The sequence below is a fragment of the Luteimonas gilva genome, from assembly GCF_005239095.1.
GTDB classification, from domain to species: domain Bacteria; phylum Pseudomonadota; class Gammaproteobacteria; order Xanthomonadales; family Xanthomonadaceae; genus Luteimonas_C; species Luteimonas_C gilva.
This window is the reverse complement of sequence record NZ_SZUA01000001.1, coordinates 1,099,312-1,125,693: the sequence shown is the minus strand read 5'-3', so window position 1 is coordinate 1,125,693 and position 26,382 is coordinate 1,099,312. Positions and strand designations below refer to the sequence as shown.

The window sequence follows — 26,382 nt, the reverse complement described above, 5'->3', positions numbered from 1 at the left end:
GCTACAAGGCCACGATCCACCTTCCGGCCACCGATTTCCCGATGCGCGGCGACCTGCCCAAGCGCGAGCCGCAGACGCTCGCGCGTTGGGAATCCGAAGGCCTGTACCACCGCATCCGCGAAAAGGTGCAAGGCCGCGAGCGCAAGTTCGTGCTGCACGACGGTCCGCCTTACGCGAACGGCGCGATCCACATTGGCCATGCGGTCAATAAAGTGCTGAAGGACATGGTAGTCAAGTCGAAGTTGATGGCCGGCTTCGACGCGCCCTACGTGCCGGGCTGGGATTGCCACGGCCTGCCGATCGAGCACGCCATCGAGAAGAAGTACGGCAAGGTTGGTGACAAGCTCGACGCCGCCGCGTTCCGGGTCAAATGCCGCGAATACGCCGCCGAGCAGATCGACAGCCAGCGCCGCGATTTCAAGCGACTGGGCGTGATCGGCGATTGGGAAAACCCGTACCGCACCATGGATTTCCGCTACGAGGCGGACATGCTGCGCGCGCTCGCCAAGATCGTCGAGCGCGGCCACGTCGCGCGCGGCTTCAAGCCGGTGCATTGGTGCTTCGATTGCCAGTCGGCGCTGGCCGAGGCAGAGATCGAATATCAGGACAAGCAGTCGCCGGCGGTGGACATCGCTTACGCGGCCAAGCAGCCGCAGGCGCTGGCGTCCGCGTTCGGCGTGCCGCTCGACGGCGACGTCGAATTAGCGCTGCCGATCTGGACCACCACGCCATGGACGATTCCGGCGAGCTTGGCGATCAGCCTCGGCGCCGATCTCGACTACGTGCTGGTCGAAGGCCCGGCCCGCAACGGCCGTCGGCGTTGGCTGGTGCTGGCCGAAGCGTTGGCCGAAAAGGCGCTGAAGCGTTACGGCGTCGAAGAATACGTCGTGCACGGCCGCGCGAAAGGCGTAGAACTCGAAGGCCAGCTGTTCAAGCATCCGTTCTACGCCGAACGCGATATTCCCGTGCTGCTGGGCGACCACGTGTCGGCGGAAGAGGGCACCGGCGCCGTGCACACCGCGCCGGGCCACGGCCAGGAAGACTTCGCGGTCGGCCAACGCTATGGCTTGATCGACCAATATTCGGCCGCCGAACTGAATCCGGTCGACGGCCGCGGCGTCTATCTGCCGACTACGCCGCCCGCGGGCGACGTCGTGCTCGCCGGCTTGCATATCTGGAAAGCGAACGACGCCATCGTCGCCAAGCTGCGCGAAGACGGTTCGCTGCTCGCCCATTTCGTTCTCAACCACAGTTATCCGCACTGCTGGCGGCACAAGACGCCGGTGGCGTTCCGCGCCACGCCGCAATGGTTCATTTCGATGGAGCAGGCCGGACTGCGCCGCGACGCGCTGGCCGCGATCGGCCAAGTGAAGTGGGTGCCGGAATGGGGCGAGGCCCGCATCTACGGCATGGTCGAAGGCCGCCCGGATTGGACCATTTCGCGCCAGCGTTATTGGGGCGTGCCGATCGCGCTTTTCTACGATCGCGAAACCGGCGAGCCGCATCCGGATTCGGCCGCGCTGATGCGCAAAGTGGCCGAACGCGTCGAAACCGAAGGCGTCGACGCTTGGTACGCGCTGCAGCCTGAAGAATTGCTCGCCGCCGATGCGTCGCGTTACGAAAAAGTCACCGACATCCTGGACGTCTGGTTCGATTCCGGCGCCAGCCACGAATGCGTGCTCGCCCAGCGCCCGCAAGACGGCTTGCACAAGCCGGCCGAGCTGTATCTGGAAGGCTCGGACCAGCACCGCGGCTGGTTCCAGTCGGCGTTGCTCACCGGCGTGGCGATGGACGGCGCCGCGCCTTACCGGCAAGTGTTGACCCATGGATTCGCCGTCGACGCCGACGGCCGCAAGATGTCCAAGTCGCTCGGCAACGTCGTCGAGCCGCAAAAGGTGATCGATGCGATGGGCGCGGACGTGCTGCGCCTGTGGATCGCTGCGACCGACTACCGCAACGAAATGTCGGTCTCCGATGAGATCCTCAAACGCAGCGGCGACGCCTACCGCCGTATCCGCAATACCGCGCGCTTCCTGCTGGGCAACCTGCAGGGCTTCGATCCGGCGGCGCACCTGCGTCCGCTCGGCGACATGGTCGCGCTGGACCGCTGGATCGTGCACCGCGCTTTCGAATTGCAGGAAAAGATCGCCGACGCTTACGCCCGATACGACTTCGCCGAAGTGGTGCAATCGCTGTCGAACTTCTGCAGCGTCGACCTCGGCTCGCTGTACCTGGACGTCACCAAGGACCGCCTGTACACGATGGCCGAGGACTCGCGCGGCCGCCGTTCGGCTCAGAGCGCGATGTACCGCATCGCCGAGGCTTTCGTGCGCTGGATCGCGCCGATCCTGGCGTACACCGCCGAAGAGATGTGGGGCTATCTGCCGGGCGAGCGCGAGGAGAACGTGCTGTTCGCCACTTGGTACGACGGCTTGGCGCCGTTGGAAGCCGACGCGCCGCTGTCCGCGCACGATTTCGAGCGTTTGCTGGAACTGCGCGAACAAGTGGCCAAGGTGCTGGAGCCGATGCGCGCCGAAGGCAAGATCGGCGCGGCGCTGGAAGCCGAGATCGCGCTGCGTTGCGGCGTCGCCGACCAGAACGCGCTGGCGCCGCTGTCCGACGAGTTGCGTTTCCTGTTCATCAGCGGCGACGTGTCGGTGGTGGCCGACGACGCGGCCAAGGAACTCGTGGTCGAAGCCGCGCCCACCGAGAAGCGGAAGTGCGTGCGCTGCTGGCAATATCGCGGCGACATCGGCCTGGCCGAAGCGCATCCGCAACTGTGCGGACGCTGCGTGTCCAACATCGAAGGCCCGGGCGAGGATCGCCAGTGGTTCTGATTTCCCGATCGGCCTTTTGTGGGAGCGGCTTCAGCCGCGAGTTCTCCCCGCAGATCGCCGCGACCTGAAATGAAAAAGCTCGCGGCTGAAGCCGCTCCCACATGACCGAATCGCACCCCAAACCCAATGCCCTGATCTGGCTGCTGCTGTCGGTGGCGATCGTCGCCCTCGACCAGCTGACCAAGTACTGGGTGCTCACCAGCCTGCCCGAATACACCGCGATCCCGGTGATCGACGGTTTCTGGAACTGGTACCGCACCTACAACACCGGCGCCGCATTCAGCTTCCTCAGCGATGCCGGCGGCTGGCAGCAGTATCTGTTCGCCGCTTTCGCCATCGTGATCACTTTGGTGCTGTCGTTCTGGCTCAGTCGCACCCGCCGCGGCGACTGGAAGACGGCGCTGCCGTTCGCGCTGGTGATCGGCGGCGCGCTGGGCAACGTGATCGACCGCCTGCAGCACGGCCACGTGGTCGATTTCGTGCAGTGGTACTGGCGCGACCATTATTGGCCGGCCTTCAACCTGGCCGATTCGGCCATCGTCTGCGGTGCGGTGGGCATCGCCTTGTTCGGCCTGATCGGCGGCAGCGACCGCGGCCGGAAAGCGCGATAATAGGCCCTATGAACGTCGTCCTGGCCAATCCCCGCGGTTTCTGCGCCGGCGTCGATCGCGCGATCGAGATCGTCAAGCGCGCGCTGGAGACGCTGGGCGCGCCGATCTACGTTCGCCACGAGGTGGTGCACAACCGTTTCGTGGTCGAAGACTTGAAGCATCGCGGCGCGGTCTTCGTCGAAGAGTTAGACGAAGTGCCCGACGGCGCCACGGTGATCTTCAGCGCGCACGGCGTGTCGCAAGCGGTGCGCAGCGAAGCCGATCGCCGCGGGCTGAAAGTGTTCGACGCCACCTGTCCGCTGGTGACCAAGGTGCATTTGGAAGTCGCCCGGCAATGCCGCGCGGGCCGCGACATGGTGCTGATCGGCCACGCCGGGCATCCGGAAGTGGAGGGCACGATGGGGCAGTGGAGCGCGCAGGCCGGCGTCGGGCGCATTTATCTGGTCGAGGACATCGGCGACGTGGCGACGCTGCAGGTCGACCAGCCGGACAACCTGTCCTACACCACTCAGACCACGCTGTCGGTGGACGACACGCGCGGCATCATCGAGGCGTTGAAGGCGCGCTTCCCCTTGATCCAAGGGCCCAAGAACGACGACATCTGCTACGCCACGCAAAATCGACAGGATGCGGTGCGCGAGCTGGCCCAGCATTGCGATCTGGTGCTGGTGGTGGGCTCGCCGAACAGCTCCAACTCCAACCGTTTGCGCGAACTGGCCGAGCGCGAGGGCGTCGAGGCCCATCTGATCGACGGCGCGGTCGAAATCGACCCGCATTGGGTCCACGGCCGCCAGCACATCGGCGTCACCGCCGGCGCCTCAGCCCCGGAGATCCTGGTGCAGGGCGTGCTGGAGCGCCTGCACGAACTGGGCGCCCATTCGGTCCGCGAACTGCACGGCGAACCCGAGGACATGGTCTTCGCCCTGCCCAAGGAGCTGCGGCTGCGCCTGGTCGATTGACCCTAAAGCCCGTAGAAACAAGCGCGGGCTTTTGTATTTTCGGGGTTCCATCCGATACGGACGGTTCCGCTTCTAGGCGCCTATTCGCGATGCTGAGAGGATGGTGGCTTATCGATGGCTTCAGCCGGGCTGCTTTCGACCCGAAGCGGACATTGCGCGTCGTGCAGTAGTAGCGGTAGAGATTATGCCGACCGGCTAGACGCATTGGAGGGGCCGGTATAGCTTTCCTTGCTGATGAATTGGGAGGAGTCGATGCAAAACGGCTCGCACTACGGGCCGCGACTCTCGCTAATTACCACATCTTCACAATCCATCTACGTATTCCAATGCCAGCTGAAGGCGAGTCATGACTCCGGCAAAAAGGCCGCTATATTCCATTTCCGACACACCAGACGAGGAGGATTGGAATGCTTATGACCAAGCAACATCTGGCGAAGCTCGGCGTGGCGATCGTCGTCACCTTGGGCCTTGGCGCCTGCGCCACCTATAAAGAAGAATTTGCGGGGATCAACTCGCGCCTCGATCAACTCGACACGAAGGTGCAGGGCGCGGCCCAGAGCGCGGAATCCGCCAATCAGTCCGCGCAGCAGGCCAACCAACGGCTGGATCAAATAGAAAGCCGCGTTCAGAAGCTCGAAGCGGCGCCGCGCCGCGCGCCGCGCGGTTAGTCGCTCTTGCACCATTCGCGAGAACGGCCTGAACCGGGACCGGTGGCCTTCTGGCCACCGGTCTCTTTAGCTTCACCCGAGTCTTCGTTCTAAGGAACCGTCTCATCCGTACGTACACATACCCTGCGATCCGGGCCGTTTTGGGTGCGCTGGCGCTGGCGTTCGCGAGCTTCGGCGTGGCCAACGCCGCGCAACCGGTCGCCGGCGTCGACCAGCTTCCGCGAGGCCAAGATGTCTCCGGCACGGTGATCGAGCTTGCGGGCTGGGTTGTCGCAACCAAGGATAGCCAAGGCTATCCGTTCGCGGTCATAGACAAGGCCGCCGCACAGATCTTGGTATTCGGCGGCGACGGCCGGCTTCGCGGCGCCGCACCTGGGCTCTTTGGCTCGGCGATCGGCGATCACACGGCACCCGGCATCGCCGGTCTCGCGCTGCGCGAGATTCCGGGCCGGGATCGCACGACGCCTGCGGGTCGCTTTGTGGGCGGTTTCGGTCCGTCCATCGACGCTGGGCGCGTGCTGTGGGTGGACTACGATTCCTCGGTCTCCATCCACCCTACGGCTACTGGCGTCCCGGCCGAGAGACGCGTCGAACGACTGGCATCGCCTTCGCCGGACGACAACCGCGTCACTCATGGCTGCATCAACGTCTCGCCCGAGTTTTACGAGCGGATCATCCGTCCGACGTTCGAGCGGGGCGGGGTGTTCTACATCTTGCCGGATGCGGCGCCGATGGCGGAGACCTTCCCGGAGTTCGCGCAAAGTCGCCAGACTACGCAACGCAACGATGGACGACGCGCACGGCACGCCCGCCGGTGAGGGGCCCCATTCGGTCCGGAATTGCATGGCGAGCCCGAGGACATGGTCTTCGCCCCCAAGGAACTGCGGCTGCGCCCGGTCGATTGACCCTAAAGCCCTGAGAAACCTACAATTGCCGGCCCGGAACGGCCGGTTCGGCCGGATCCCGAGAAAAACACGCCGGAATAGCTCAGTCGGTAGAGCGGCGCATTCGTAATGCGTAGGTCGTAGGTTCGATTCCTATTTCCGGCACCATCTCCATAAAGACTTTTAGAATCAAAGAATTAAAAGTAATTCTCTGGATTCCAGGTCGCCGTATCCACTTTGCCGGGCCGTCGAAGCGTACTTGGGACGCCCGCCGAACGAAGAGATACCCTCCAGTGCGCCGCTAGCCACAATGGATCCAGGCCGCCGCTTGCGCGACCTGAACAGATGAGGCGTATGGTGCCGCGATGATGCACGAATTCCTTACGTCGCATCGGGACGAGTTGATCACCCGTTGCAGGATAAAGGTCGCCCAACGGGCGCCGCCGGGCGTGCCGGAGAAAGAATTGGAGCATGGGATCACCGTGTTCCTCGAACAGCTCATCAAGACGCTCAAGGTTGAGCAGACGTCCGACCCGATGCAGAGCCGCAAGATTTCCGGCGCGTCGGGCGGCGGCCAGTCGGCTTTGTCGGAGATCAGCGAATCGGCCGCGCTTCACGGCCGGGAACTGTTGCAGCATGGATTTACGGTCGATGAAGTCGTCCACGACTACGGCGATCTTTGCCAAGCCATCACCGACTTGGCTTTCGAAGAAGGGGTCGTCATCGACATCGATGAGTTCAGGACCCTCAACCGTTGCCTAGACAATGCCATCGCGACCGCCGTCACCGAATTCGGCTATCAGCACGATTTCGTCGTAGCCGGCCAGCAGGCCGACGCGTTGAACGAACGCTTGGGGTTCTTCGCCCATGAATTGCGGAACCTGCTCTGTACCGCCACGCTCGCGCTTTCGATCATCAAGGAAGGCAATGTCGGTTTGACCGGCGCCACGGGCGGCGTGCTCGACCGCGCCTTGGTCGGCTTGGGCAACCTGATAGACCGCTCCTTGGCCGAGGTTCGGATGACGGCCGGGATGCCCATCCAGCATCGGCTGTTCTCTCTTGCCGACTTCATCGCCGAGATCAAGCTTTCGGCAACGCTCGAAGCGCAGGTCAAGGGTTGCATGTTGACCGTTTCGAACGTCGATCCACTGCTGGGCGTGGATGCGGATCGGGATCTGCTCTTGTCCGCCGTGGGAAACCTGCTGCAGAACGCTTTCAAGTACACGCACGCCCACAGCGAGGTCAGCCTCAACGCTTATGCCGTGGCCGACCGTATTTTGATCGATGTCGAGGACCGCTGCGGCGGCCTGCGGGCGGGCGACGCCGAAAGAATGTTCCTTCCGTTCACGCAGGTAGGCGTGGACTCCAGCGGCCTGGGGCTCGGCCTGTCCATTTCCCGGCGCAGCGTCAAAGCGAACGGGGGCATTCTCAGCGTCCGCAATCTTCCCGGCACCGGATGCGTTTTCACCGTCGACTTGCCTCGCCATTCGTTGCCCGAGGCGAGCGTCGTCGCTAGCGCTCCCGTCTTGGTCGGCTGATTCGAAACGGGCATCCTGCGCGATTCGATCGGATAGCGAAAACTGCACGGATCCGCGGGCAACCGGAGTGCGGTGGTGGTCTGTCGGATTTACCCGACCATGGATCTCATCGCGCCCTTGGCGCCGTTCTTGGCTTGCGCCGCTCGGACGGCGGTCAGGCCGGCAGGCGATTCCTTCCACGCTTCGTAGGCCGCGTCCATCTCCGCGCGCTCGGCGGGAGTGAACATCTTCCGCGCCATCTTGAACATGGTCTTCTCTTCTTCGTCGGCGTGGTGCTCGATCATTTCGCCGAAGACCTTCACGCGTCCGGCGAATTCCGGCGACTCGATGTCCGCGGCACGCACGTCCGGCATCACCGTATCTTCGACGGCCTTGTGCTCTTCCACCGCTTCGGCGTGCGTCTGCAAGCCGTCGCGGTCTGCGCGTTCCTTGAAGGCCGGGTAGAAGACGGTCTCTTCCCATTTTGCGTGTGGAAGGAGATTGTTTTCGATCTTAGCGAGCAGATCGCCGCGTTTCTTCTTCGCGCGATCCGTGGTGCCCTTGATCTCGTCGAAAAGCGAACGCACGAGATCGTGCTCTTCTTGCAGCGTTTTCAGTATGTCGCGAGGCATTTCCGATCCTTTGGCGATGGCGCTATGGCTAGCGGTTGGGTCTTAAACAATGGCCCCGCGCTACCGGGGCCGCTGCTTCGCATCGGATTAGCGGTTCTGGCCGCCGCTCGTCTGCTTCTTGTCGTCGCCCTGACCCGGCTGACGGCCTTCCTGGCCGCCCTGATCCTTGCGGTTCGGATCCTGGCCCTTGTCGTCCTGGCCGGGGTTGGGCTTGGTGTCGTTTTGGTTCGTCATGATGTTATTGCTCCTGATAAGGACGTGGAGAATCCACTTCCTGCATGCAGGCTGCGCTCTACTCATGTACGGGAGCGTGAACTCAGACAACCCACGATGAACGCTTCAGTTCGAACGCAACAAAGCAACCGAAAGTTATCGCATCGTGTTCAAGAGAGACGCGATCGATCGAGAGAGGGTTGCATGATTTTTCGTTCGTGCGCAGATCGCCATCGATCAATTTCGCGACGGGTCGGCGGCTTGCTCGACGCGCATGTAGGGGTCCCAGTAGCCCGGAGCGGATTCGGTTTGCTGCACTACATCCACCCACAATCCCGACGGATCGACCACACCGAACCGACGCTGGCCCCAGGGCTCGTCCGCGACCGGATAAGCGACGGCGACGCCGGCTTTGCGCAGCCTTTCGAATTCCTTCGCGGCATCGTCGACCTGCAGGGTCAGGAACAATCCCTTGCCGTCGAATTTTTCCGGTCCCGGCGGACGCGAAGGGTGATCGGGCGTCATGAACGCGATCGCGTACGGCTGCCCGCCGCCGGCGCTCAGGTACACGAACCAGCTGGCTTCGAACGCGACTTCGAAACCGAAGTGGCGCACGTAGAAGTCGCGGCATTCGGCCATCTTGTCGGTGACGACCACGGGGTAGGCGGATTGCAATCGCATCGTCGGGGTATTCCTGGTCGGTGCGTCGTTGGCGACGGCGGGAGCGGCAGCGAAAGAGGCGGCGATCATGACGGCGAAGGCCATCTTCATGCTCGATCCTCGCGCAGCGGCACGCAGATCGCGGTACGCCATTGCGAAGGGGGCAGCGCGCGCGGATCGTTGAGGTATTCCTCGACGACGGGCGCGTCCGCGGCCTCTTCGCCGCTGTTGGGCAGCCATTCGCCGTATAGCCAGCGGTACGGCCGTTCCAGTTCCGCGTAAGGTCCGGTGTGGATCAGCACGGCGTAGCGGCCGCCGGCGATGGTGAGGCGTTGCGGTCCGCCGCTCTCCAGCGCCAAGGCCTCGGGAATTTCGATGCAAGCGTCGGCGTTCAGCTCGTCCGCCGGTTTGCTTTCCGGATCGTCGTAATACACGCCGAACGAACGGTTTTCCGCCAGTCCACGGCCGCCGGCCCAGGCGCCGAGACGTTCGAAAGCGGTGCCGATCTCGTGATAGGCGCCGCGATGGCGCAGAGCCGCGACGACGACCGGATCGCGTTGGATGATGTCGACCGAATACATGGTGGGGTCCTCGTTCGTATCTTGCGTGGGGCGCGGCGCGAGGATCGCGTCCGCACCGCGGCGGCGACGGAATTCGCCCGGCGGGCAGCCGTAGGTCTGGGCGAAGGCGCGGTTGAAGGCGGCGGTGCTGCCGTAGCCGCACAGACGTGCGATCGCGGCCAGCGTTCGCGTGCCGTGGATCAGTTCCACCGCCGCCCGGTGCAAGCGCATGCGCCGCAAAGAGTCGGCCACGGTTTCGCCCATCATTCCGCGGTAGATCCGGTGGAAGTGGTAGGGCGAGAAATGGCCGACGGCCGCCAACGCTTCCAAGGTCAGGGGCTGGTCCAGGCGTTCGCCGAGATGGGCGACGACCTTTTCGATCCGGCGGCCGTAGTTGCGTTGGGTATCCGTGCGAAGCATCGGGCTCTCCGTCGTTTCCGCCAGGCCATGTTGGGGCGGAGCGATTGATCCAGGTTGCGGATTTTGCGACGGCGGCAGGTTCCACGATGCGGCGGCCATGGGCAACCGTCTGTGCGCGCCATGACCATGGACACCCGGGCGACAGGCACATGAGCGCTTCATGGGGCGGCGGCATGATTCGCACGGACGGGGGTCGGTCGTTCCGGCGCACGCCGCGATTTTCGGCGAGGATAAACTCGCATCCGAACCGGTATGGGCGAGGGGAAAGATATGGCGGCAGCGAAAAAAGCGGCCTTGGCCGATACCCGGATCGATGTGAAGCTCAAGCTCGCGGCCGCATGGGCGAGCCTAATGTTTTGCTACGTCTACGGGGATTATTTCGGCTTCTACAGGCCCGGCAAGCTCGACGACATGCTGCACGGACGAATGGGGCCGCTGGGCGAAGTCACCCAAGGCGTGCTGTTGGGGACGTCGATCATGATGGCGATCCCGGCGCTCATGGTTTTTCTGTGCGTGGTCGTGAAGCCGGCCGTGAGCCGCTGGCTGAATATTTTCCTGGGGCTGGCTTACGCGGCGATCATGGTGCTCACGATGCGCGGCGGTGCGTGGAATTTCTATCTGTTCTTCGGCGTCGTCGAAATCGCCTTGTGCCTGCTCATCGCCTGGCAGGCGTGGAAGTGGCCGAGGATCGCGGCATGAACGCGAATGCGAAGCTCGCCCGCACCGCGGGCCTGCTGTATCTGATCGTCGTCGCGGCCGGCATCTTCAGCCTGGCCTACGTGCCCGCGCATACGGTCGTGCCGGGCGATGCGGCGGCGACCTGGGCCAAGATCGCATCGTCGGAAACCTTGTTCCGGCTCGGCATCGTCGCGAGCTGCGTCTGCTACGTCGCCTTCCTGCTGTTGCCGCTGGCCTTGCACCGGCTGCTGAGTCCGGTGAACAGAAATGCCGCGGCTTTGATGGTCGCCTTCGTGGCGGTCAGCGTGCCGCTCTCGTTCGCCAACTTGTCCCACAAGTTCGAAGTGCTTTCGCTGCTGAGCGGCGCGGATTATTTGCGCGCGTTCGGCGCCGAGCAGTTGCAAGCGCAGGCGATGCTGTCGCTGGATGCGTACAACAAGGGCATTTTGGTTTCCAAGATCTTCTGGGGCCTATGGCTGCTGCCGTTCGGCTATCTGGTCTTCAAATCCGGAATCCTGCCCAGAATCCTCGGCGTCCTGCTGATGGCGGGCTGCTTCGGCTACCTGATCGATTTCCTCGGTCGCGCCTTGTTTGCGGATTATCCGGAGATGGCGATCGCCCGATTCGTCGTTTTGCCCGCTACCGTCGGCGAAATCGGCACCTGCTTGTGGCTGCTGATCATGGGAGCCCGGGAATCGAAGCGAATCGCCGCCTCGGTTTGATGCGATTCCCGCCGCGGCCGAGTCGTGCCATGCTGGCGACAGGAGGCAGGCATGCGGCGCATACGGAAACGCGACATCGGCGCAATCGGTTTGTTGGCGGCGTTCGCGCTGACCGCTTCGGCCGCGCCGCCGGCACGGGATGCCTACGCCGCCCCGCAAGGCACCTGCGACGGCTATCCGCGCTTGAATATCGGCATGGCGAAGGGTTTTTGCGCCGGGCTGGTGCTCGGTCCCACGGCGGGCGATAGGACGCGCAAGCTGCTGTTGCCGCGATCGCTGGCGCAGTTGGACGAAACGACTTGGCTGGTCACCGATCTGGGCGGATGGGGCACGAAGCGCGGCGCGGTTTGGAAACTGCGCAGCCGTCCCGGCGCGCCGGCCGAACTGACGCGGCTGCTCGGCGGCCTGAATCTGCCACACGCATTGGCGATCGGCCCGGACGGCTTGGCCTACCTCGGCGAGATGAGCAAGATCTTCCGCTTCGATCCGCGCGCCGCCGATCCGGCCAAGACCGTCGAAACGGTGATCGCGGACCTACCCGACAATCGCCTGCACGAAAACCGACACCCCTTGTCCAAATTCGCGTTCGCCGCCGACGGCGCCTTGCTGGTGAACATCGGCGCGCCTTCCGATCAATGCCTGGACGCGAACGGCAAGCCGCTCGGCAAGGCTTGTCCGCAATCCGACACCGGCGAGCGAGCCGCCGGCATCCGCCGATACGCCTTGCTCGCGCCCGGGCGCTGGAGCGGCGAATACACGGTCTATGCGAAGGGCTTGCGCAATTCCGTCGCGCTCGCGGTGCATCCGTCGGGCACCGTGCTGCAAGGCGAAAACAGCTACGACTTCGCCGCGCGCTGGTCGCCGTTCGACGAAATCAATCGGATCGAAGCGGGCAAGCATTACGGCTGGCCTTATTGCGCCGACGCCGCAACGCCGACGCCCGGCTGGAAATCGGTCAGGGCGATGGCCTGCGGCTCGTCGGCGCACACCGCGCCGGCGCTGCTGTTGCCGCCGCACGCGGCGCCGCTGGACATGCTGTGGTACGACGGCGCGATGTTCCCTCAGCTGCAAGGCAAGCTGCTGATGACTTGGCACGGATATCGTTCGGTCGGCGGGCGCATCGCCGCCTTCGCCACGGATGCGAAAGGAGTGCCGATCGCGGACAAGGACGCTCGGTATCCGAGTTACGGCGGTGCGCCACGGGCTTACGGCATTGGGCCGGCGGCGAACGCGCAGATCCTGACGCCGGGTTGGGATCGCGTCGCCGGAAAACGGCCGCAAGGTTCGCCGGTCGGATTGGCGGTGGCGAAGGACGGCGCGATTTGGACCACCGACGACCGCGCGGGGCTGGTTATCCGCATCGCCGCGGATCGTCCCTAACCGGCGCGTCTCGCACCAAGAGACGGCGGGCGGCTACAGTAGCGCCTGATCGGCATCGAGCGCATCCGTGGCCAAACTGCAAGGCAAATCCCGCACCGCTTACGTTTGCGCCGAATGCGGCGCCGAACACAACAAATGGCAGGGCCAATGCGCTGAATGCGGCGCTTGGAATTCCTTGAGCGAATTCGTGGTCGAATCCGCCGCGGCCGCGAAATCGCCGGCGGCGCGGCGTTCGGGCTGGGCGGGCAAGGTCGACGCGCCCAGGGTCACCGCGCTGAAGGACGTGCGCCATAGCGAAGATGCGCGGGTGTCCACCGGCATCGGCGAATTCGACCGCGTGCTCGGCGGAGGCCTGGTCGAAGGCGCGGTGGTGCTGGTCGGCGGCGATCCGGGCATCGGCAAATCGACCTTGCTGCTGCAGGCGCTGGCGCAGATGGCGCCGTCGCTGCCGGGCCTGTACGTGACCGGCGAGGAATCGCTGGGCCAAGTCGCCGGCCGCGCATCGCGGCTGGGCTTGCCGCTGGACGGGTTGAACGCGCTGGCCGAAACCGGCGTGGAGCGCATCCTCGAACACGCCGTCGCGCTGCAACCCAAACTGATCGTCGCCGATTCGGTGCAGACCTTGTGGACCGAGCAGCTCACCGCTGCGCCCGGTTCGGTCAGCCAAGTGCGCGAAAGCGCCGCAAGGCTGGTGCGTTATGCGAAGGAGACCGGTGCGGCCGTCTTCCTGGTCGGCCACGTCACCAAGGAAGGCGGCATCGCCGGCCCGCGCGTGCTCGAGCACATGGTCGACGCGGTGCTGTATTTCGAAGGCGATTCCGGCTCGCGCTTCCGCGTGCTGCGCGCGTTCAAGAACCGCTTCGGCGCGGTGAACGAACTGGGCGTGTTCGCGATGGGCGATAAAGGCCTGCGCGAAGTGCCGAATCCGTCGGCGATCTTCCTCTCCGGCGGCAGCGCGCAGCAGCCCGGCAGCTGTGTGATGGTCACTCGCGAAGGCACCCGGCCGCTGCTGGTGGAAGTGCAGGCGCTGGTCGATTCCTCGCCGTTGTCCAATCCGCGCCGCGTCGCCGTCGGTTTGGAGCAGAACCGCTTGGCGATGCTGCTCGCGGTGCTGCACCGGCACGGCGGCGTCGTGGTCGGCGACCAGGACGTGTTCGTCAACGTCGTCGGCGGCATCCGCGTGCAGGAAACCGCGGCCGACTTGCCGGTGCTGCTGGCCGTGCTGTCGTCGTTGCGTGACAAGCCGCTGCCGGAAAAGACCGTGGCTTTCGGCGAAGTCGGGTTGTCCGGCGAAATCCGGCCGGTGCCCAATGGCGAAGAGCGTTTGAAGGAAGCGGCCACGCACGGTTTCAAACGCGCGATCGTGGCCAAGGCGAATGCGCCGAAAGCCGGCAGCTACAAGGGGATGGAAGTCGTCGCCGTCGAGCGCCTTTCCGACGCGCTGTCCGCCGCCGAATAACCGCTTGTGTAGAGTCGAGCCTTGCTCGACTGCTTCTCGCTCCCAGCCGACAGAAAAGCATTCGAGCAGGCTCGACTCTACGTAAAGCGGTACGCCGTCAGCGGACGCTACCCCCGCACTGGTGCAAGCAGGTGTTGTAGATCTGCTGGCATTTGTACAGCGGCAAAGTACCGCTTTCGATGCAGTTCACGTACTGCGTGTGGCATTGCTGCTGGCAGGTGTAGGCGTATGCGCTCAGCGACAGCGCCGCGCCGACGACGAGCAGGCCGATCGCCGCGAACGCGCTGGGTTTATTCTTTTTGGCAGACATCGTTGTCCTCCTTGCGCCCACCATGGGCGGGACAACCTATATCGCCGGAACGGGGCGGTTGCCGTGATGGGCCTCACGCATCGGATGTAGCCCGGGTGGAGCGCAGCGATACCCGGGAAACACGCCGCGACTCGGCCCCGGGTATCGCGCTGCGCTCCACCCGGGCTACGGATCAATGCCCGCCGGAAGCGGCCGGACCGACCTTGGCGGTGAACGGCGGCTTGGCCATCCATACGAACAGGATCACCACCAGGAAGATGATGCCCAGCAGGTGGAAAATCTCGTTGAAGCCGATTTGCGCGGCTTGGTTGGAGATCAGGCGCTCCAGCATCGCCGCGCCGCGCTGCAAGTCGCCGCCGCCCATCTGGGTGACCGTGGCCACCGTGTTCGGATCGTAGGCCGACAGCTTTTCGGTCATGTGGGCGTGATGCACCGCGCCGCGCTCGGTCCAGGCGTAAGTGGTGAGCGATGCGGCGAAACTGCCGCCCAGGGTGCGCATGAACGTCGCCAGGCCAGAGCCGGCCGCGATCTCGTGCGGCTGCAGATCGGACAGCAATATCTGCAGCACCGGCATGAAGAACAGCGCCACGCCGAAGCCCTGGAACAACTGCACCATCGCGATGTGGTTGAAGTCCACGTCCAGATTGAAGCCGGCGCGGGCGAAACTGGTGAGCGACATCGCGATGAACGCCAGCGTGGCCAGCCATCGCAAATCGAACTTGTGCGCGTAGCGGCCCACGAAGGGCGTCAGCAGCACCGGCAATATGCCGATCGGCGCGGTGGCGAAACCGGCCCAGATCGCAGTGAAGCCCAGATTGCGTTGCAGCCACAGCGGCACCAGGATGCCGACGCTGAAGAACGCCGCGTAGGCCACCACCATCGCCGCGGTGCCGGCGCTGAAATTGCGGTGCCGGAACAGGCGCAGGTTGACGATCGGATCCTTGTCCGTCAGCTCCCAGATCACGAACACCGCCAGCGCGATCGCCGAAATTATCGACAGCGCGACGATCAAATTCGAACGGAACCAATCTTCGTCGTTGCCCAGGTCGAGCAGGATCTGCAGCGCGCCGACGCCGATCACCAGCGTGATCAGGCCGACGTAGTCCATCTTCGGCTTTTCCAGCTTCTCCGGCCGGCCGCGCAATTGGCTGCCGACCACCAGGCTGGCGAAGATGCCGATCGGCACGTTGATGAAGAAGATCCACTCCCAGCTGTAGTTGTCGGTGATCCAGCCGCCCAGGATCGGGCCGGCGATCGGCGCGACCACCGTCACCATCGCCAACAAGGCGATGGCTTGGCCGCGTTTTTGCGGCGGATAGATCGAAATCAGCAGCGCTTGGGTGATCGGATACATCGGCCCGGCAACGAAACCCTGCAAAGCGCGAGCGGCGACCAGCAAGCCCATGCTGTTGGCCAAGCCGCAGAGCAGCGAGGCGATCACGAACAAGAACGTCGCCCAGACGAACAATTTGCGCTCGCCGAAATGGCGCGTGAGCCAGCCGGTGAGCGGCAACGCGATCGCGTTGCTCACCGCGAACGAAGTGATGACCCAGGTGGCCTGGTTCGCGCTGCCGCCCAAGTTGCCGGAGATCGTCGGCAGCGAGACGTTGGCGATGGTCAGGTCCAACACCTGCATGAACGACGCCAGCGCCAAGCCGAGCGTCGTCAGCGGGATGTTGCGCGGTCGGAAGCCGGCCTGGGGCGCCGGCGCGGCGCCGGCAGTGGCGGTTGCGGACATGGGCGATGCCTAAAAGTGAGGCGTGCGATGAGTTGCGCGCATCGGAAGAGTTGTCCGGACGCGGTGCGGGGCCCGCGTCCGGACGGGGGATCAGCTGCGGCGGGCCAGGTTTTCGCGGATCACTTTCTGGATCAGCGCTTCGGCGTCGGCCAATTGCTTGGCATAAGCCTCGGTCGTCAGCACCGGCTTGGTGGGCGGCACGGCGGCGAGCACCGGACCGTTCTGGTCGCGCAGACCGACATCGACGCTCATGCTCAAGCCCAGGCGCAAGGGATGCTCGGCCACTTGCTTGGGATCGAGTTCGATGCGCACCGGCACGCGCTGCACAATCTTGATCCAGTTGCCGCTGGCATTCTGCGCCGGCAACAGGGCGAACGCGCTGCCGGTGCCCAGGCCCAGGCTGGCGATCTTGCCGGTGTAGGTCACGTCCTTGCCGTACAAGTCCGAATGCAGTTCGACCGGCTGGCCGATGCGCATCTTGTGCAGCTGCGTCTCTTTGAAGTTCGCGTCCACCCAGACTTGTTCCAACGGCACGATCGTCATCAGCGCCGTGCCCGGCTGCACGCGCTGGCCGAGCTGCACGTTGCGCTTGGCGACGTAACCGGAGACCGGCGCGACGATGGCCGCGCGCTGCAGGTTCAAATAAGCCTGGCGCAACTGCGCGGCGGCGGCTTGCACTTGCGGCTGGTCGGCGACCGTGGTCGCATCGACCAGGGCGCGGTTGCGCGACAACTGGCCGCTCGACGAGGACAGCGAAGCTTCGGCGGCGGCGAGCATGTCGCGGGCGTGCGCCAGTTCTTCGGCCGACACCGCGCCAGAGGCGACCAAGCCTTCGCGGCGCTTCACGTCGGCGCGCGCTTGCTTCACGGCCACTTGCCGGGCAGCGAGGTCCGCTTGGCCGGCATCGACCGCGCTGTACAAGCCGCGCACTTGGCGCACCGTGCTGGCGAGGTTGGCGACGGCCTGTTCGTAAGCGACTTTGGCGTCGTTCGGATCCAGTTGCACCAGCACCTGTCCGGCGTTCACCTTCATACCGTCGTCGGCGCCGATGCTGACCACGGTGCCGATGGTCTGCGGCGTGATGCTGACCACGTTGCCTTGGACGTAGGCGTCGTCGGTATCTTCGTGCCAGCGCGCGACCAGGAAGTAGTAGAACGTCCAGGCGATCGCGGCGACGACGACGACGGCCGCCAGAATGATCAATGCCTTACGGCGCTTGCCGTTCTTGGGCGCGACGGCCGGAGCGGCCGCGGCTTGCGGGTTGATTTCGGTGGTCATGGCGTGGGGGCCTTCGAAACGTTGTTATCGGAAAGGTTTTGCGCGGAAGGGGAGGCGAGGGTCAGCCCGCCGCCGAGTGCGCGGTCCAGGTCGACCGTCGCGGCCAAGCGTTGCGCGCGCAGCGCGGCGACTTGCTGTTCCAGTTGCAGCAGCGGGCGCTGCGCGGACAGCACGTCGAGCTGCGTGCCCAGGCCGGCGCGGTAGCGCGTATCGGCGAGTTTCAGCGCGGCCTGCGCGGCGTCGCGGGCTTGCGTCGCCGACGCGACCTGCGCATCCAGCGAGCGCGCGGCCTGCAGCGCGTCGGTGACCTCGTGCAATGCGGTCACCAGCGTCTGGTTGTAGTTGGCGACGGCCAGGTCGTAATCGGCGTCGCTTTTTTCCAGATTGCTGCGCAAGCGGCTGCCGTTGAAGATCGGCAAGCTCAACGCCGGACCGCCGAAGCCGAGCAGGGCGTCGTTGCTGAAAAGATCGGACAGGCCGGACGAGGCCAAGCCGACCAGCGCGCTCAAGTTGACACTGGGCTTGAACGCGGCTTTGCTCGCGTCGATGCCGCGGCTCGCGGCTTCCACGCGCCAGCGTGCGGCGACCACGTCGGCGCGATGGCCCAGCAACTCGCTCGGCAGCACGTCCGGAACGCCCGGCGCGGGCGCGGCCAGCAGTCGCGGCGGAGCGATGTCCAAACCGCGGTCCGGGCCTTTGCCCATCAGTGCGGCGAGCGCATTGCGCAGCGCCTCGATCTGCTGCTGCGCGGCCTGCGCTTGCTGCTTCGCGCTGGCGATGGCGCTTTCCGACTGCCGCAGTTGCAATTGGTTGTCCAAGCCTGCCTTCACCCGCTGTGCGCTGAGTTGGGACAAGTGGGACGAACGTTTCTGTTCGTTGTTGGCGACATCGAGCGACGCATACGCTTGCGAGAGCGACACGTAGGCGCGGGCTATGTTGGCCGACAAGGTCAGGCGCGCGGCCTGCGCGTCGACTTCCGCCGCGCGGGCTTGGCCCACGGCGGCTTCGTACTTGGCGCGCTGTCCGCCCCACAGGTCGGGCGTCCATTTGAAGTTGAGCATCAGCACCGTGCTGGCCTGCAGATCGCCGCCGATCGGCGGCGGCACCAGCGTTTCCGGCAACTGCACGCCGGTGTATTGCGCGCTGAGGCTGGTTTCCGGCTTGCGCGCGTCGTTGGCCATGTTCGCCTGGGCTTGCGCCTGGCGCAGGCGCGCGTCGGCGGCCGCGAGCGAGGGGTTGCCTTGCAGCGCTTCGCGGATCAGCGCGTCGAGTTGCGGATCGCCGAGCGCGTTCCACCAATCCTGTTTCGGAAAGGCGGCGTCGCTGAGCTTGTAGTCGCCGAAGCTGCGCGCGGTCTGCAGCGTATCGGCGTCGGTCGCGCGGCCTTCGGGTGCGAGGCCGTGCGTGCTGGCGCAGCCGGCCAGGGCCAGTGCGGAAGCGAGCAGGGCCATCGCGGGATAGCTGCGACGGGAAAGGGAAGAGGACATGGTTCAGTCTTCCGTCAAAGTGAGGTTGTCGCGGACGCGTTCGAGCAAGCGCGTCAGGAATTCGCGTTCGGAATCGCTCATGCCCGACATCGCGCGCTCGCGCACGCGGGCGCCGCATTGGTCGACGTCGCGCCAGATCGCCATACCCGCCTCGGTCAGGTGGATGTGCAAGGCGCGGCGGTCGCTGGGATCGGCGACGCGGGCCACCAGGCCTCTGGCTTCCAGCTTATCCAGCAATCGGGTCATCGCGCCGGGGTTCAGTTCGGCGGCGCGGGCCAGATCGGTCACGCTGGCGGTGCCGCCGGCGAGCTTCTTGATGGCGATGTACTGGCTGAAGGTGAGGTCGTGGCCGACCTGGGCGAGCTCGCGCTCCATCTGGGCCCAAATGCCGTCACGGACCTGGCGGATCAGCAGGCCGAGCGTGGAACCGCTGCAGGCTGCGAGGGGCGGGGTCGTTTTCATGGCGCGGAATATTGGTACCGCGCGCAATATTTGTCAATGCAAATATTGTTTTAGCAATAGAACACCGAGTTTTGGCGAGCTGAATGGGTGCGGAGGCCGTGTAAGGCGTCTATTCGTGCGATTAACCCTTCCGCCGGGTGCGTCCATACTCTTGCGAGAGAAGCTCCCCAACAGCTTGTCGCGCCCAACCCTCCCACAAAGCACGCCATCAAGCCGGGGAGCCGAACCAAGCGGTCAGTGCATCGACGAGCCCCGCATCGGTGCCCGTTCCTATCCAGGCCACGTATCCGTCGGGGCGGATCAACACGGCGGCGGGAGCAGGGACGATTCCGATGACCGGCAACTCCCACTCACGGCCGTACTCGGCGTCGATCGAGCGCAACTGGTCCGCCCAGCGCCCGATGGCCGGGTTGTGCGGCACACTGAGATTAAGGAACACCGGCCGAGCCTCATGAAGCAGTGAGAAGACGCGCAGCGGAACGCCATCGGCGATCAAGTCGAGATCCGGCATGCGGCGTCCGAGCAACGGGTGCCCGTCGCCGAGTTCGTAATGGACATCCAGTCCGGACAGCTCCGCGGCGATGCGTTGGCGCGGTTCGTCCATCGCGAGGAATTCGGAAAGCACGTCACCCAGCGCCTTGGTGCGATCGTCGGTGCGGCGCATGGCGGAACCTGCCATCGTATTGCGCAGCACGCGGGCGCCGATCGGATGGCGTTCGGCGTGATAGGTATCGAGCAATCCGTCCGGCGAGATGCGTTTGATCACCTGCGCCAGCTTCCATCCCAGGTTCGCGGCATCCTGCACGCCGATGTTGAGGCCCTGTCCGCCGAGCGGGGGATGCACATGGGCGGCGTCGCCGGCCAACAGTACGCGTCGGTCGCGGTACGCGGCGGCCTGGCGCGTCATGTCGGTGAATCGCGAGATCCAGGTGGGGTTGCGCACGCCGAAATCGGTGCCGTACGCGGCGATCAGCGCTTCGCTGACGTCTTCCAGCGTAGGCTCGGTAGCGGCTCCGACCTGACGTTCGGTCAACACGATCCGCGCCTGCCCGGGATTGTCGCCGCGGCCTATCGCATGCTTGCCGGACGCGTCTTCGTGGAATCCCCACTTCGGCTCCTGGACCGTTTCGACTTCCGCGATCAGCCAACTGGTGGTGGCGTCCGATCCTGGGAATCCGATGCCGGCGGCTTTGCGGATCAGACTGCGGCCGCCGTCGCAGCCGACCAGATATTCCGCGCGCAGCGATCGGCCATCGGAAAGCGCGACATCGACGCCTGCGTCGTCCTGCACGAAGCCCGTCGCTTCGAGTCCTCGATAGATCGGCACCCCCAACTCGCCGACCCATTCGGCCAGGATGCGTTCGGTGTGGCCCTGCCACAGTCCGAGCACGTAGTTGTGCCGGGTGGGGAGATCGCCGATGTCCAGCGGCACGTGGAAATGCACGGCCGGATGCAACTGCCCTTGCGACAGGAAGCGATCGACGACGCCGCGCTGGTCGAGCGTTTCCAGGGTGCGCGATTGCAGGCCGCCCGCGCGCGAGCCGTCGAGTTTCTGGCTCGCGCGCCGCTCGACGATGGCGACGTCGACTCCGGCCAACGCCAATTCCGCGGCCAGCATCAATCCGGTGGGGCCGCCGCCCGCGATCAGCACGGCATGCGCGTCCGCAGCCGCGTTGCGATGGGAATCCGCTTGCGATTCGCGCGTCGATGACGACATAGGCATGGTTCGGCTCCGTTCTTGCGATAAGGCGGGCCGGCGATGCTGCAATACGCCGAGGGGCTTGCCGCAAGCCCTATGGAGTTATATAAATTGTGAGTGGGAAGGAGCGTGTAGCCTCCTTTTTTCATCTTCGTCTGCGTCCCCACGGATGATCCTCGCGAAAAACAGCGGCCTGCGGCATGGCGAACGTCGTCGCCCGCCTCTGCGAGTTGGCGCTCGGACTTAATGGGCGGCTAGCGCGGCCGCCAGCGCTTTGGCTTTCGCGGCGGGCTCGACGTTCGTCATGAGCAACGGAACGTCCGGAGCGATGCCGTCTATCTCGTTGGTGCCGTCATCGAGGAACCGCGCGCAATTGGGCATCCAGATATCGACGGGCGCTACGCTCAGGCGGGTCGGCTTGCCGCCATCGACATAGCCGCAGCCTGCGCCTGCGGTTTTTTCGCCGATCACGATCGCTATTCCGTTCTGTTGCAGCCAGGCGACGAAGTCTTCGGCCGCCGAACCGGTGCCGCTATCCGCGAGGATCAAAAGCGGGCCGCGCCATTCGCCCGTACCCTGCAACGAGATCCGATCCGCGCTCGTCCCGGCGAATACGGAGCAGGGCGCGCGAGCGCCGCGCCAAACGTCGCTGCGGTCGCAGGCCGGGCCGACGCGCAGCGCGCCTCGGCGCCCGAGCTCGTGATCGGTCATCAAGGCGACGACCTCGTTCACCCATTCGGTGCCGCCGCCGTTGCCGGACACGTCCACCAGCAAGCGGCGCGCGCCGTTCTTGCGCAGTTCGGCGATAGCGGCGCGCAGTTGCGCTTGCTGGCGCGCGCGCACGGCCAGCTTCAGCGCGTATCGGCCGATGCCGGTTTCGAACACGGCCTGGCAGGCGGACAAATACTGATCCTCGCCGAATTGCGCGATGCGCAGCACGCCCGTGCCGCCGATCGTGCCGCTCGGGAAGTCGCCCTTGCGCAACGGTTTCCAGCCCTGGATCCGTTCGAACGGAAAGCGGAAACCATGATCGCCTTCTTCGTAGCCCGCCGCGGCGCAATCCTTGCCGGCGGGCGGGTCGATGTCCTGGGTGCCGTGCGCATCGGCGCCCGCTTGCGCACGCGCCGGACGCTCGCCGGCCTTCATCCGCAGATGCGGATCGCCGAAGCCGCGTACGAAACCGCGCAAAGCCACGAACGCGCGCACGTTCGAATGCGCATTGCGCAAGGCCGCGGTTGTGCGGCGATCGAGCGCGGGCAGATCGGCGCCGCGTTTTTCGACCATCCAGTCCAGGTTCGCGTATCCCTGCGCCATGTCCCGCTTCAAGCGGCCGTAATCTTCCAGCCAAGCGTCGGCGTCGTAACTGGCGACGTCCCAGCCGACGGCCAGGACAAGCAGCGCCAGAACGGTCAGCGAAGCGTATTTGAAGTATCTCTTGGCGCGCTCGAAGCGCGTGCCGGGATCGATGCGTTTCACGTCGCTGCGCTCCAAGGGAGTGCGTGGACGGTAACGGGCTTCAGCGGCGGCCGGGCCGGAGTTGCGATGAAACCGGGAATGGGCCGACGAACCGGCTTCTGGCGACCGTAGAGTCGAGCCTGCTCGACTGCTTTTCGTCCAGTCGCGAGAAGATCAAGAACAGTCGAGCAGGCTCGACTCTACAAAAGCGATCAGGAACGTTCGAAAACGGTCAGACGCGCTTGAGCAGCAGTTCCAGCACGAACTTGCTGCCGAAGAAAGCCAACACCAGCAGCGCCATCGCCGCCAACGTCCAGCGCACCGCAATCGCGCCGCGCCAGCCGTAGCGCCAGCGGCCCAGCAGCAGCGCGCCGAAGGCCAGCCAAGACAGCACGCTGAGCACGGTCTTGTGGATCAAGTGCTGCGCGAACAGGTTTTCGACGAACAGCGCGCCGGTCAGCAGGGTTGCGGTCAGCAGCACGAAACCGACCGCGATGGTGCGGAACAGCAGCGATTCCAATTCGGTCAGCGGCGGCAGCGCGCGCAGCCAGCCGCGGAATTCGCGCCGGCGCAGCGCGCGCTCCTGTGCCCACAGCATGATCGCCAGCAGCGCGGCGATCGCCAGCGTCGCGTACGCGAGCAGGGCGCACCAGGCGTGCAATTGCAGGCGCCAATCCAAGGCTTCGCCCGCGACGTGGCCGTAGAGCGCGTAGCCGAGCAGCATCGCCGCCGCCACCGGAAATACGACCACGCCCAGAGCCGCCATCCTGCCGCCGGCGCCGAACAGCGTCGTCAAAGCCGCCATGCCCAGCCCGACCAGCGACAGCGCGGCGAAGAAATGCATGTCCGCGCCGCCGCTCTGGCGCCAGCCCAGCACGTGATCGGCGGCGTGCAGCGCGACGGCCGCCAGTGCCGGCCACAGCCAGGCTTTGGACGCCGTTGCATCGTCGCGCGCCAGCCCGCGCACCAGCAGCCCGGCGGCGGCCAGATAGAGCAAGACGGCGATGAGAACGATTGTCATCGGCGCAGTGTCGCACAAGCTCGGATTTTGGGAAGGCCCCGCAAACCGGGAGCCGAGGGCCGGATCGGTATAATTCGCGTTCCTTTACGCCATTTCCCTCACTCATGTTCGAATCGCTCACCCAACGCTTGTCCGGCACCATCGAACGCCTGCGCGGACGCGGCCGGCTGACCGAGGAGAACATCCGCGAAGCGACCCGCGAAGTGCGCATCGCCTTACTGGAGGCCGACGTCGCCCTGCCGGTGGTGCAAGCGCTGATCGAGCGGATCAAGGTGCGCGCGGTCGGCCAGGAAGTGCTGAAGAGCCTCACCCCCGGCCAAGCGCTGATCAAGGTCGTGCGCGACGAGCTGACCGTGGTGATGGGATCGGCCGCCAGCGATCTGAACCTCAATGTGCCGGCGCCGGCGGTGATCCTGATGGCCGGCCTGCAGGGCGCGGGCAAGACCACCACCGTCGCCAAGCTCGCCAAGCACCTGAAGGAAAAGCGCAAGAAGAAGGTGATGGTGGTGTCGGCCGACGTGTACCGTCCGGCCGCGATCGAACAGTTGAAGACGCTGGCGCAGCAGGTGGACGTGCTGTTCTTCCCGTCCGAGGCCTCGCAGAAGCCCGAAGCCATCGTCCGTGCCGCGATCGACGATGCGCGCAAATCCTTCGCCGACGTGCTGATCGTCGACACCGCCGGCCGCCTGGCGATCGACGAAGCGATGATGGCCGAGATCAAGGTCTTGCATGCAGCGGTAAATCCGGTCGAAACCCTGTTCGTGGTCGATTCGATGACCGGCCAGGACGCCGCCAACACCGCCAAGGCTTTCAGCGAAGCGCTGCCGCTGACCGGCGTGGTGCTGACCAAGACCGATGGCGACGCGCGCGGCGGCGCGGCCTTGTCGGTGCGTTACGTCACCGGCCGGCCGATCAAATTCATCGGCGTGGGCGAAAAGCCCGATGGCTTGGACGTATTCCATCCCGACCGCGTCGCCGGCCGCATCCTGGACATGGGCGACGTGCTGTCGCTGGTAGAACAGGTCGAACAGCAAGTCGACAAGGACAAGGCCGCGAAACTCGCGGAGAAGGTCGCCAAAGGCAAGAAGTTCGATTTGAACGACATGCGCGACCAATTGGAGCAGATGCAGAACATGGGCGGCCTGTCCGGGCTGATGGACAAGCTGCCCGGCATCGGTCAGGTGCCCGATACGGTGAAGGCCCAGGTCACCGGCAAGGAAATGCCGCGGATGATCGCCATCATCAACTCGATGACCAAGAAGGAGCGGCGCAACCCGCACTTGCTCAACGGCTCGCGCCGCGCGCGCGTCGCGAAGGGTTCGGGCACCACGCCGGCCGACGTGAACCGTCTGCTGAAGCAATACCAGCAGATGGAAAAGATGATGGGTAAGCTGGGTCGCGGCGGCCTGAAGGGCATGATGCGCGGCATGCGCGGGATGATGGGCGGCGGCGGGATGCCGTTCCGCTGATCCGACCGCAGGGCGGGCGGCGCTGCTTTTGTGGGAGGGGCTTCAGCCCCGACTGCTTCGCAGCGATCCCGTCGGGGCTGAAGCCCCTCCCACAAGAGCGGGATCAAGGAGGCGGAGATTGATGGTCCGCGAACGCGCCGAAACCTTCTGCACGAAATACGGCCTGCGCTTGCCGATCCTGCTCGCGCCGATGGCCGGCGCTTGTCCGGTCGGACTCTCGATCGAAGTCGGCAAAGCCGGCGGCATGGGCGCACTGGGCGCGCTGATGTCCACGCCCGACGAAATCGGCGCTTGGATGTCCGATTACCGCGCGCAGACCGATGCGCCGGTGCAGATCAATCTGTGGATTCCCGAACCTTCGCCGCCGCAACGCGATGCCGAACGCGAAGGCCGCATGCGCGAATTCCTGTCCGCGTGGGGACCCGCCGTCGACGCGGCCGCGGGCGACGCGAGACCCTACGACTTCGAATCCCAATTCGATGCGCTGATCCGGGCGCGTCCGCAGGCCGCATCGTCGATCATGGGACTGTTCTCCGCCGCTCACGTCGCGCGCTTGCGCGAAGCCGGCATCGCATGGTTCGCGACCGCGACCACCTTACGCGAAGCGCGCGCCGCGCAGGCCGCGGGCGCGGATGCGATCCTCGCGCAAAGCTTCGAAGCCGGCGGCCATCGCGGCGCGTTCGAGCGCGATTCGGCCGAACGCCAATCGGTAGGTTTGTTCGCCTTGCTGCCGAGACTGGCCGACCAGCTCGAGATCCCCATCGTCGCCTGCGGCGCCATCGCGGACGGCCGCGGCATCGCCGCTGCGCTGACGCTCGGCGCCAGCGCGGTGCAGATCGGCACCGCGTTCCTGCGCTGCCCCGAGGCCGGCATCGCACCGAGCTGGGCGCGGGCGCTGGCCGGGGCCGAACCGGAAGACACCCAACCGACCCGGGCTTTTTCGGGCCGGCTGGGCCGATCGCTGGCTACCGATTTCGTCCGCGCCATGGCCGAGCCCGGCGCGCCCAGCCCGGCGGACTACCCCGTGCAGCGCGGGCTGACTGCGGCGATGCGCAAGCGGGGCGGGCAGGGCGACGATCTGGCCCGGATCCAGGCCTGGGCCGGCCAATCGGCCTGGCTGGCGCCTGCCGAACCGGCCGCCGACTGCGTCGCGAGGTGGTGGGGACAGGCTCGGGCCCTGATCTGAGCTTTCAAGCCGTCATCCGGCGCCGAACCGGCTCGGCGGCCCGCGCGGAGTTTCCTCGGCCGCTTCAATGGCTTACA

Annotated in this window: 24 protein-coding genes and 1 tRNA gene; 13 read left to right on the top strand and 12 right to left on the bottom strand. The window is 65.4% G+C overall.

Annotated features, from left to right (window positions below):
* Positions 1-41 precede the first annotated feature (41 nt).
* The 7 genes from ileS (at position 42) to FCE95_RS05200 (ending at position 7,497) form a co-directional block, all read left to right on the top strand.
* Entirely contained in the window at positions 42-2,837 is a 2,796-nt protein-coding gene (gene ileS, locus FCE95_RS05230; RefSeq protein WP_223266823.1) for an isoleucine--tRNA ligase, read from the top strand.
* Positions 2,838-2,938: 101 nt separating this feature from the next.
* The gene (gene lspA / locus FCE95_RS05225) at positions 2,939-3,448 is read left to right on the top strand and encodes a signal peptidase II (protein ID WP_137265891.1); all 510 of its coding nucleotides are present in this window, start codon (positions 2,939-2,941) and stop codon (positions 3,446-3,448) included.
* 8 nt (positions 3,449-3,456) lie between these two features.
* Positions 3,457-4,407 (top strand): 4-hydroxy-3-methylbut-2-enyl diphosphate reductase, encoded by a 951-nt coding sequence (ispH, locus tag FCE95_RS05220; protein WP_137265890.1) that lies wholly within the window; start codon positions 3,457-3,459, stop codon positions 4,405-4,407.
* Between the two features lie 407 nt (positions 4,408-4,814).
* Positions 4,815-5,075 (top strand): hypothetical protein, encoded by a 261-nt coding sequence (locus tag FCE95_RS05215; protein ID WP_137265889.1) that lies wholly within the window; start codon positions 4,815-4,817, stop codon positions 5,073-5,075.
* A gap of 149 nt (positions 5,076-5,224) precedes the next feature.
* Positions 5,225-5,893: a L,D-transpeptidase gene (locus FCE95_RS05210; RefSeq protein WP_137266460.1), complete on the top strand. Its 669-nt coding sequence runs from the start codon at positions 5,225-5,227 to the stop codon at positions 5,891-5,893.
* A gap of 158 nt (positions 5,894-6,051) precedes the next feature.
* A tRNA-Thr gene (locus FCE95_RS05205) sits at positions 6,052-6,127 on the top strand.
* Positions 6,128-6,324: 197 nt separating this feature from the next.
* Positions 6,325-7,497: a sensor histidine kinase gene (locus FCE95_RS05200; protein ID WP_189644640.1), complete on the top strand. Its 1,173-nt coding sequence runs from the start codon at positions 6,325-6,327 to the stop codon at positions 7,495-7,497.
* Positions 7,498-7,586: 89 nt separating this feature from the next.
* On the opposite strand, the gene FCE95_RS05195 is transcribed toward FCE95_RS05200, so the two are convergent.
* The 4 genes from FCE95_RS05195 to FCE95_RS05185 all read right to left on the bottom strand — a co-directional run bounded on the left by FCE95_RS05195 (position 7,587) and on the right by FCE95_RS05185 (position 9,961).
* Positions 7,587-8,108, bottom strand: coding sequence for a hemerythrin domain-containing protein (locus FCE95_RS05195; RefSeq protein ID WP_137265888.1), 522 nt, complete (start codon positions 8,106-8,108; stop codon positions 7,587-7,589).
* Positions 8,109-8,195: 87 nt separating this feature from the next.
* The gene (locus FCE95_RS17040) at positions 8,196-8,342 is read right to left on the bottom strand and encodes a hypothetical protein (RefSeq protein WP_189644639.1); all 147 of its coding nucleotides are present in this window, start codon (positions 8,340-8,342) and stop codon (positions 8,196-8,198) included.
* Between the two features lie 216 nt (positions 8,343-8,558).
* A complete protein-coding gene (locus FCE95_RS05190; RefSeq protein ID WP_223266781.1) occupies positions 8,559-9,092 on the bottom strand; it encodes a VOC family protein in 534 nt (177 codons plus the stop codon).
* Positions 9,089-9,961, bottom strand: a complete 873-nt coding sequence (locus tag FCE95_RS05185; protein WP_137265887.1) for an AraC family transcriptional regulator — start codon at positions 9,959-9,961, stop codon at positions 9,089-9,091. The genes FCE95_RS05190 and FCE95_RS05185 overlap by 4 nt, the downstream gene beginning before the upstream one ends.
* Before the next feature lie 270 nt (positions 9,962-10,231).
* On the opposite strand from FCE95_RS05185, the gene FCE95_RS05180 reads away from it, so the two are divergent.
* From FCE95_RS05180 to radA, 4 genes are all read left to right on the top strand, one after another.
* A complete protein-coding gene (locus tag FCE95_RS05180) occupies positions 10,232-10,660 on the top strand; it encodes a DUF6326 family protein (protein ID WP_137265886.1) in 429 nt (142 codons plus the stop codon).
* Entirely contained in the window at positions 10,657-11,361 is a 705-nt protein-coding gene (locus FCE95_RS05175; protein WP_137265885.1) for a DUF4386 domain-containing protein, read from the top strand. Before FCE95_RS05180 ends, FCE95_RS05175 begins: the two co-directional genes overlap by 4 nt.
* Positions 11,362-11,412: 51 nt before the next feature.
* Complete coding sequence (locus FCE95_RS05170) at positions 11,413-12,741, top strand: PQQ-dependent sugar dehydrogenase (protein ID WP_137265884.1); 1,329 nt, start codon at positions 11,413-11,415, stop codon at positions 12,739-12,741.
* 76 nt (positions 12,742-12,817) lie between these two features.
* The gene (gene radA, locus FCE95_RS05165) at positions 12,818-14,200 is read left to right on the top strand and encodes a DNA repair protein RadA (RefSeq protein ID WP_137266457.1); all 1,383 of its coding nucleotides are present in this window, start codon (positions 12,818-12,820) and stop codon (positions 14,198-14,200) included.
* Between the two features lie 97 nt (positions 14,201-14,297).
* Here radA and FCE95_RS05160 read toward each other — a convergent pair whose 3' ends face one another.
* The 8 genes from FCE95_RS05160 to FCE95_RS05125 all read right to left on the bottom strand — a co-directional run bounded on the left by FCE95_RS05160 (position 14,298) and on the right by FCE95_RS05125 (position 23,650).
* Positions 14,298-14,510, bottom strand: coding sequence for a hypothetical protein (locus FCE95_RS05160; protein WP_137265883.1), 213 nt, complete (start codon positions 14,508-14,510; stop codon positions 14,298-14,300).
* 172 nt (positions 14,511-14,682) lie between these two features.
* Positions 14,683-16,248, bottom strand: coding sequence for a DHA2 family efflux MFS transporter permease subunit (locus FCE95_RS05155; protein WP_137265882.1), 1,566 nt, complete (start codon positions 16,246-16,248; stop codon positions 14,683-14,685).
* 90 nt (positions 16,249-16,338) lie between these two features.
* A complete protein-coding gene (locus tag FCE95_RS05150; protein ID WP_137265881.1) occupies positions 16,339-17,526 on the bottom strand; it encodes an HlyD/EmrA/EmrK family protein in 1,188 nt (395 codons plus the stop codon).
* Complete coding sequence (locus tag FCE95_RS05145) at positions 17,523-19,013, bottom strand: efflux transporter outer membrane subunit (RefSeq protein WP_137265880.1); 1,491 nt, start codon at positions 19,011-19,013, stop codon at positions 17,523-17,525. The genes FCE95_RS05150 and FCE95_RS05145 overlap by 4 nt, the downstream gene beginning before the upstream one ends.
* 3 nt (positions 19,014-19,016) lie before the next feature.
* On the bottom strand, positions 19,017-19,475 hold the full coding sequence (locus FCE95_RS05140) for a MarR family winged helix-turn-helix transcriptional regulator (RefSeq protein WP_137265879.1): 459 nt from the start codon (positions 19,473-19,475) through the stop codon (positions 19,017-19,019).
* A 208-nt stretch (positions 19,476-19,683) separates the two neighbouring features.
* Positions 19,684-21,198, bottom strand: a complete 1,515-nt coding sequence (locus FCE95_RS05135; RefSeq protein ID WP_223266780.1) for an FAD-dependent monooxygenase — start codon at positions 21,196-21,198, stop codon at positions 19,684-19,686.
* Positions 21,199-21,417: 219 nt separating this feature from the next.
* The gene (locus tag FCE95_RS05130; RefSeq protein ID WP_137265878.1) at positions 21,418-22,650 is read right to left on the bottom strand and encodes a S41 family peptidase; all 1,233 of its coding nucleotides are present in this window, start codon (positions 22,648-22,650) and stop codon (positions 21,418-21,420) included.
* A gap of 211 nt (positions 22,651-22,861) precedes the next feature.
* Positions 22,862-23,650 (bottom strand): cytochrome C assembly family protein, encoded by a 789-nt coding sequence (locus tag FCE95_RS05125; RefSeq protein WP_137265877.1) that lies wholly within the window; start codon positions 23,648-23,650, stop codon positions 22,862-22,864.
* Positions 23,651-23,754: 104 nt separating this feature from the next.
* Between FCE95_RS05125 and ffh the strand changes: the two genes are divergently transcribed.
* The gene (ffh, locus tag FCE95_RS05120; RefSeq protein WP_137265876.1) at positions 23,755-25,119 is read left to right on the top strand and encodes a signal recognition particle protein; all 1,365 of its coding nucleotides are present in this window, start codon (positions 23,755-23,757) and stop codon (positions 25,117-25,119) included.
* A 121-nt stretch (positions 25,120-25,240) separates the two neighbouring features.
* A complete protein-coding gene (locus FCE95_RS05115; protein ID WP_137265875.1) occupies positions 25,241-26,305 on the top strand; it encodes an NAD(P)H-dependent flavin oxidoreductase in 1,065 nt (354 codons plus the stop codon).
* The last annotated feature ends 77 nt before the right edge of the window (positions 26,306-26,382 follow it).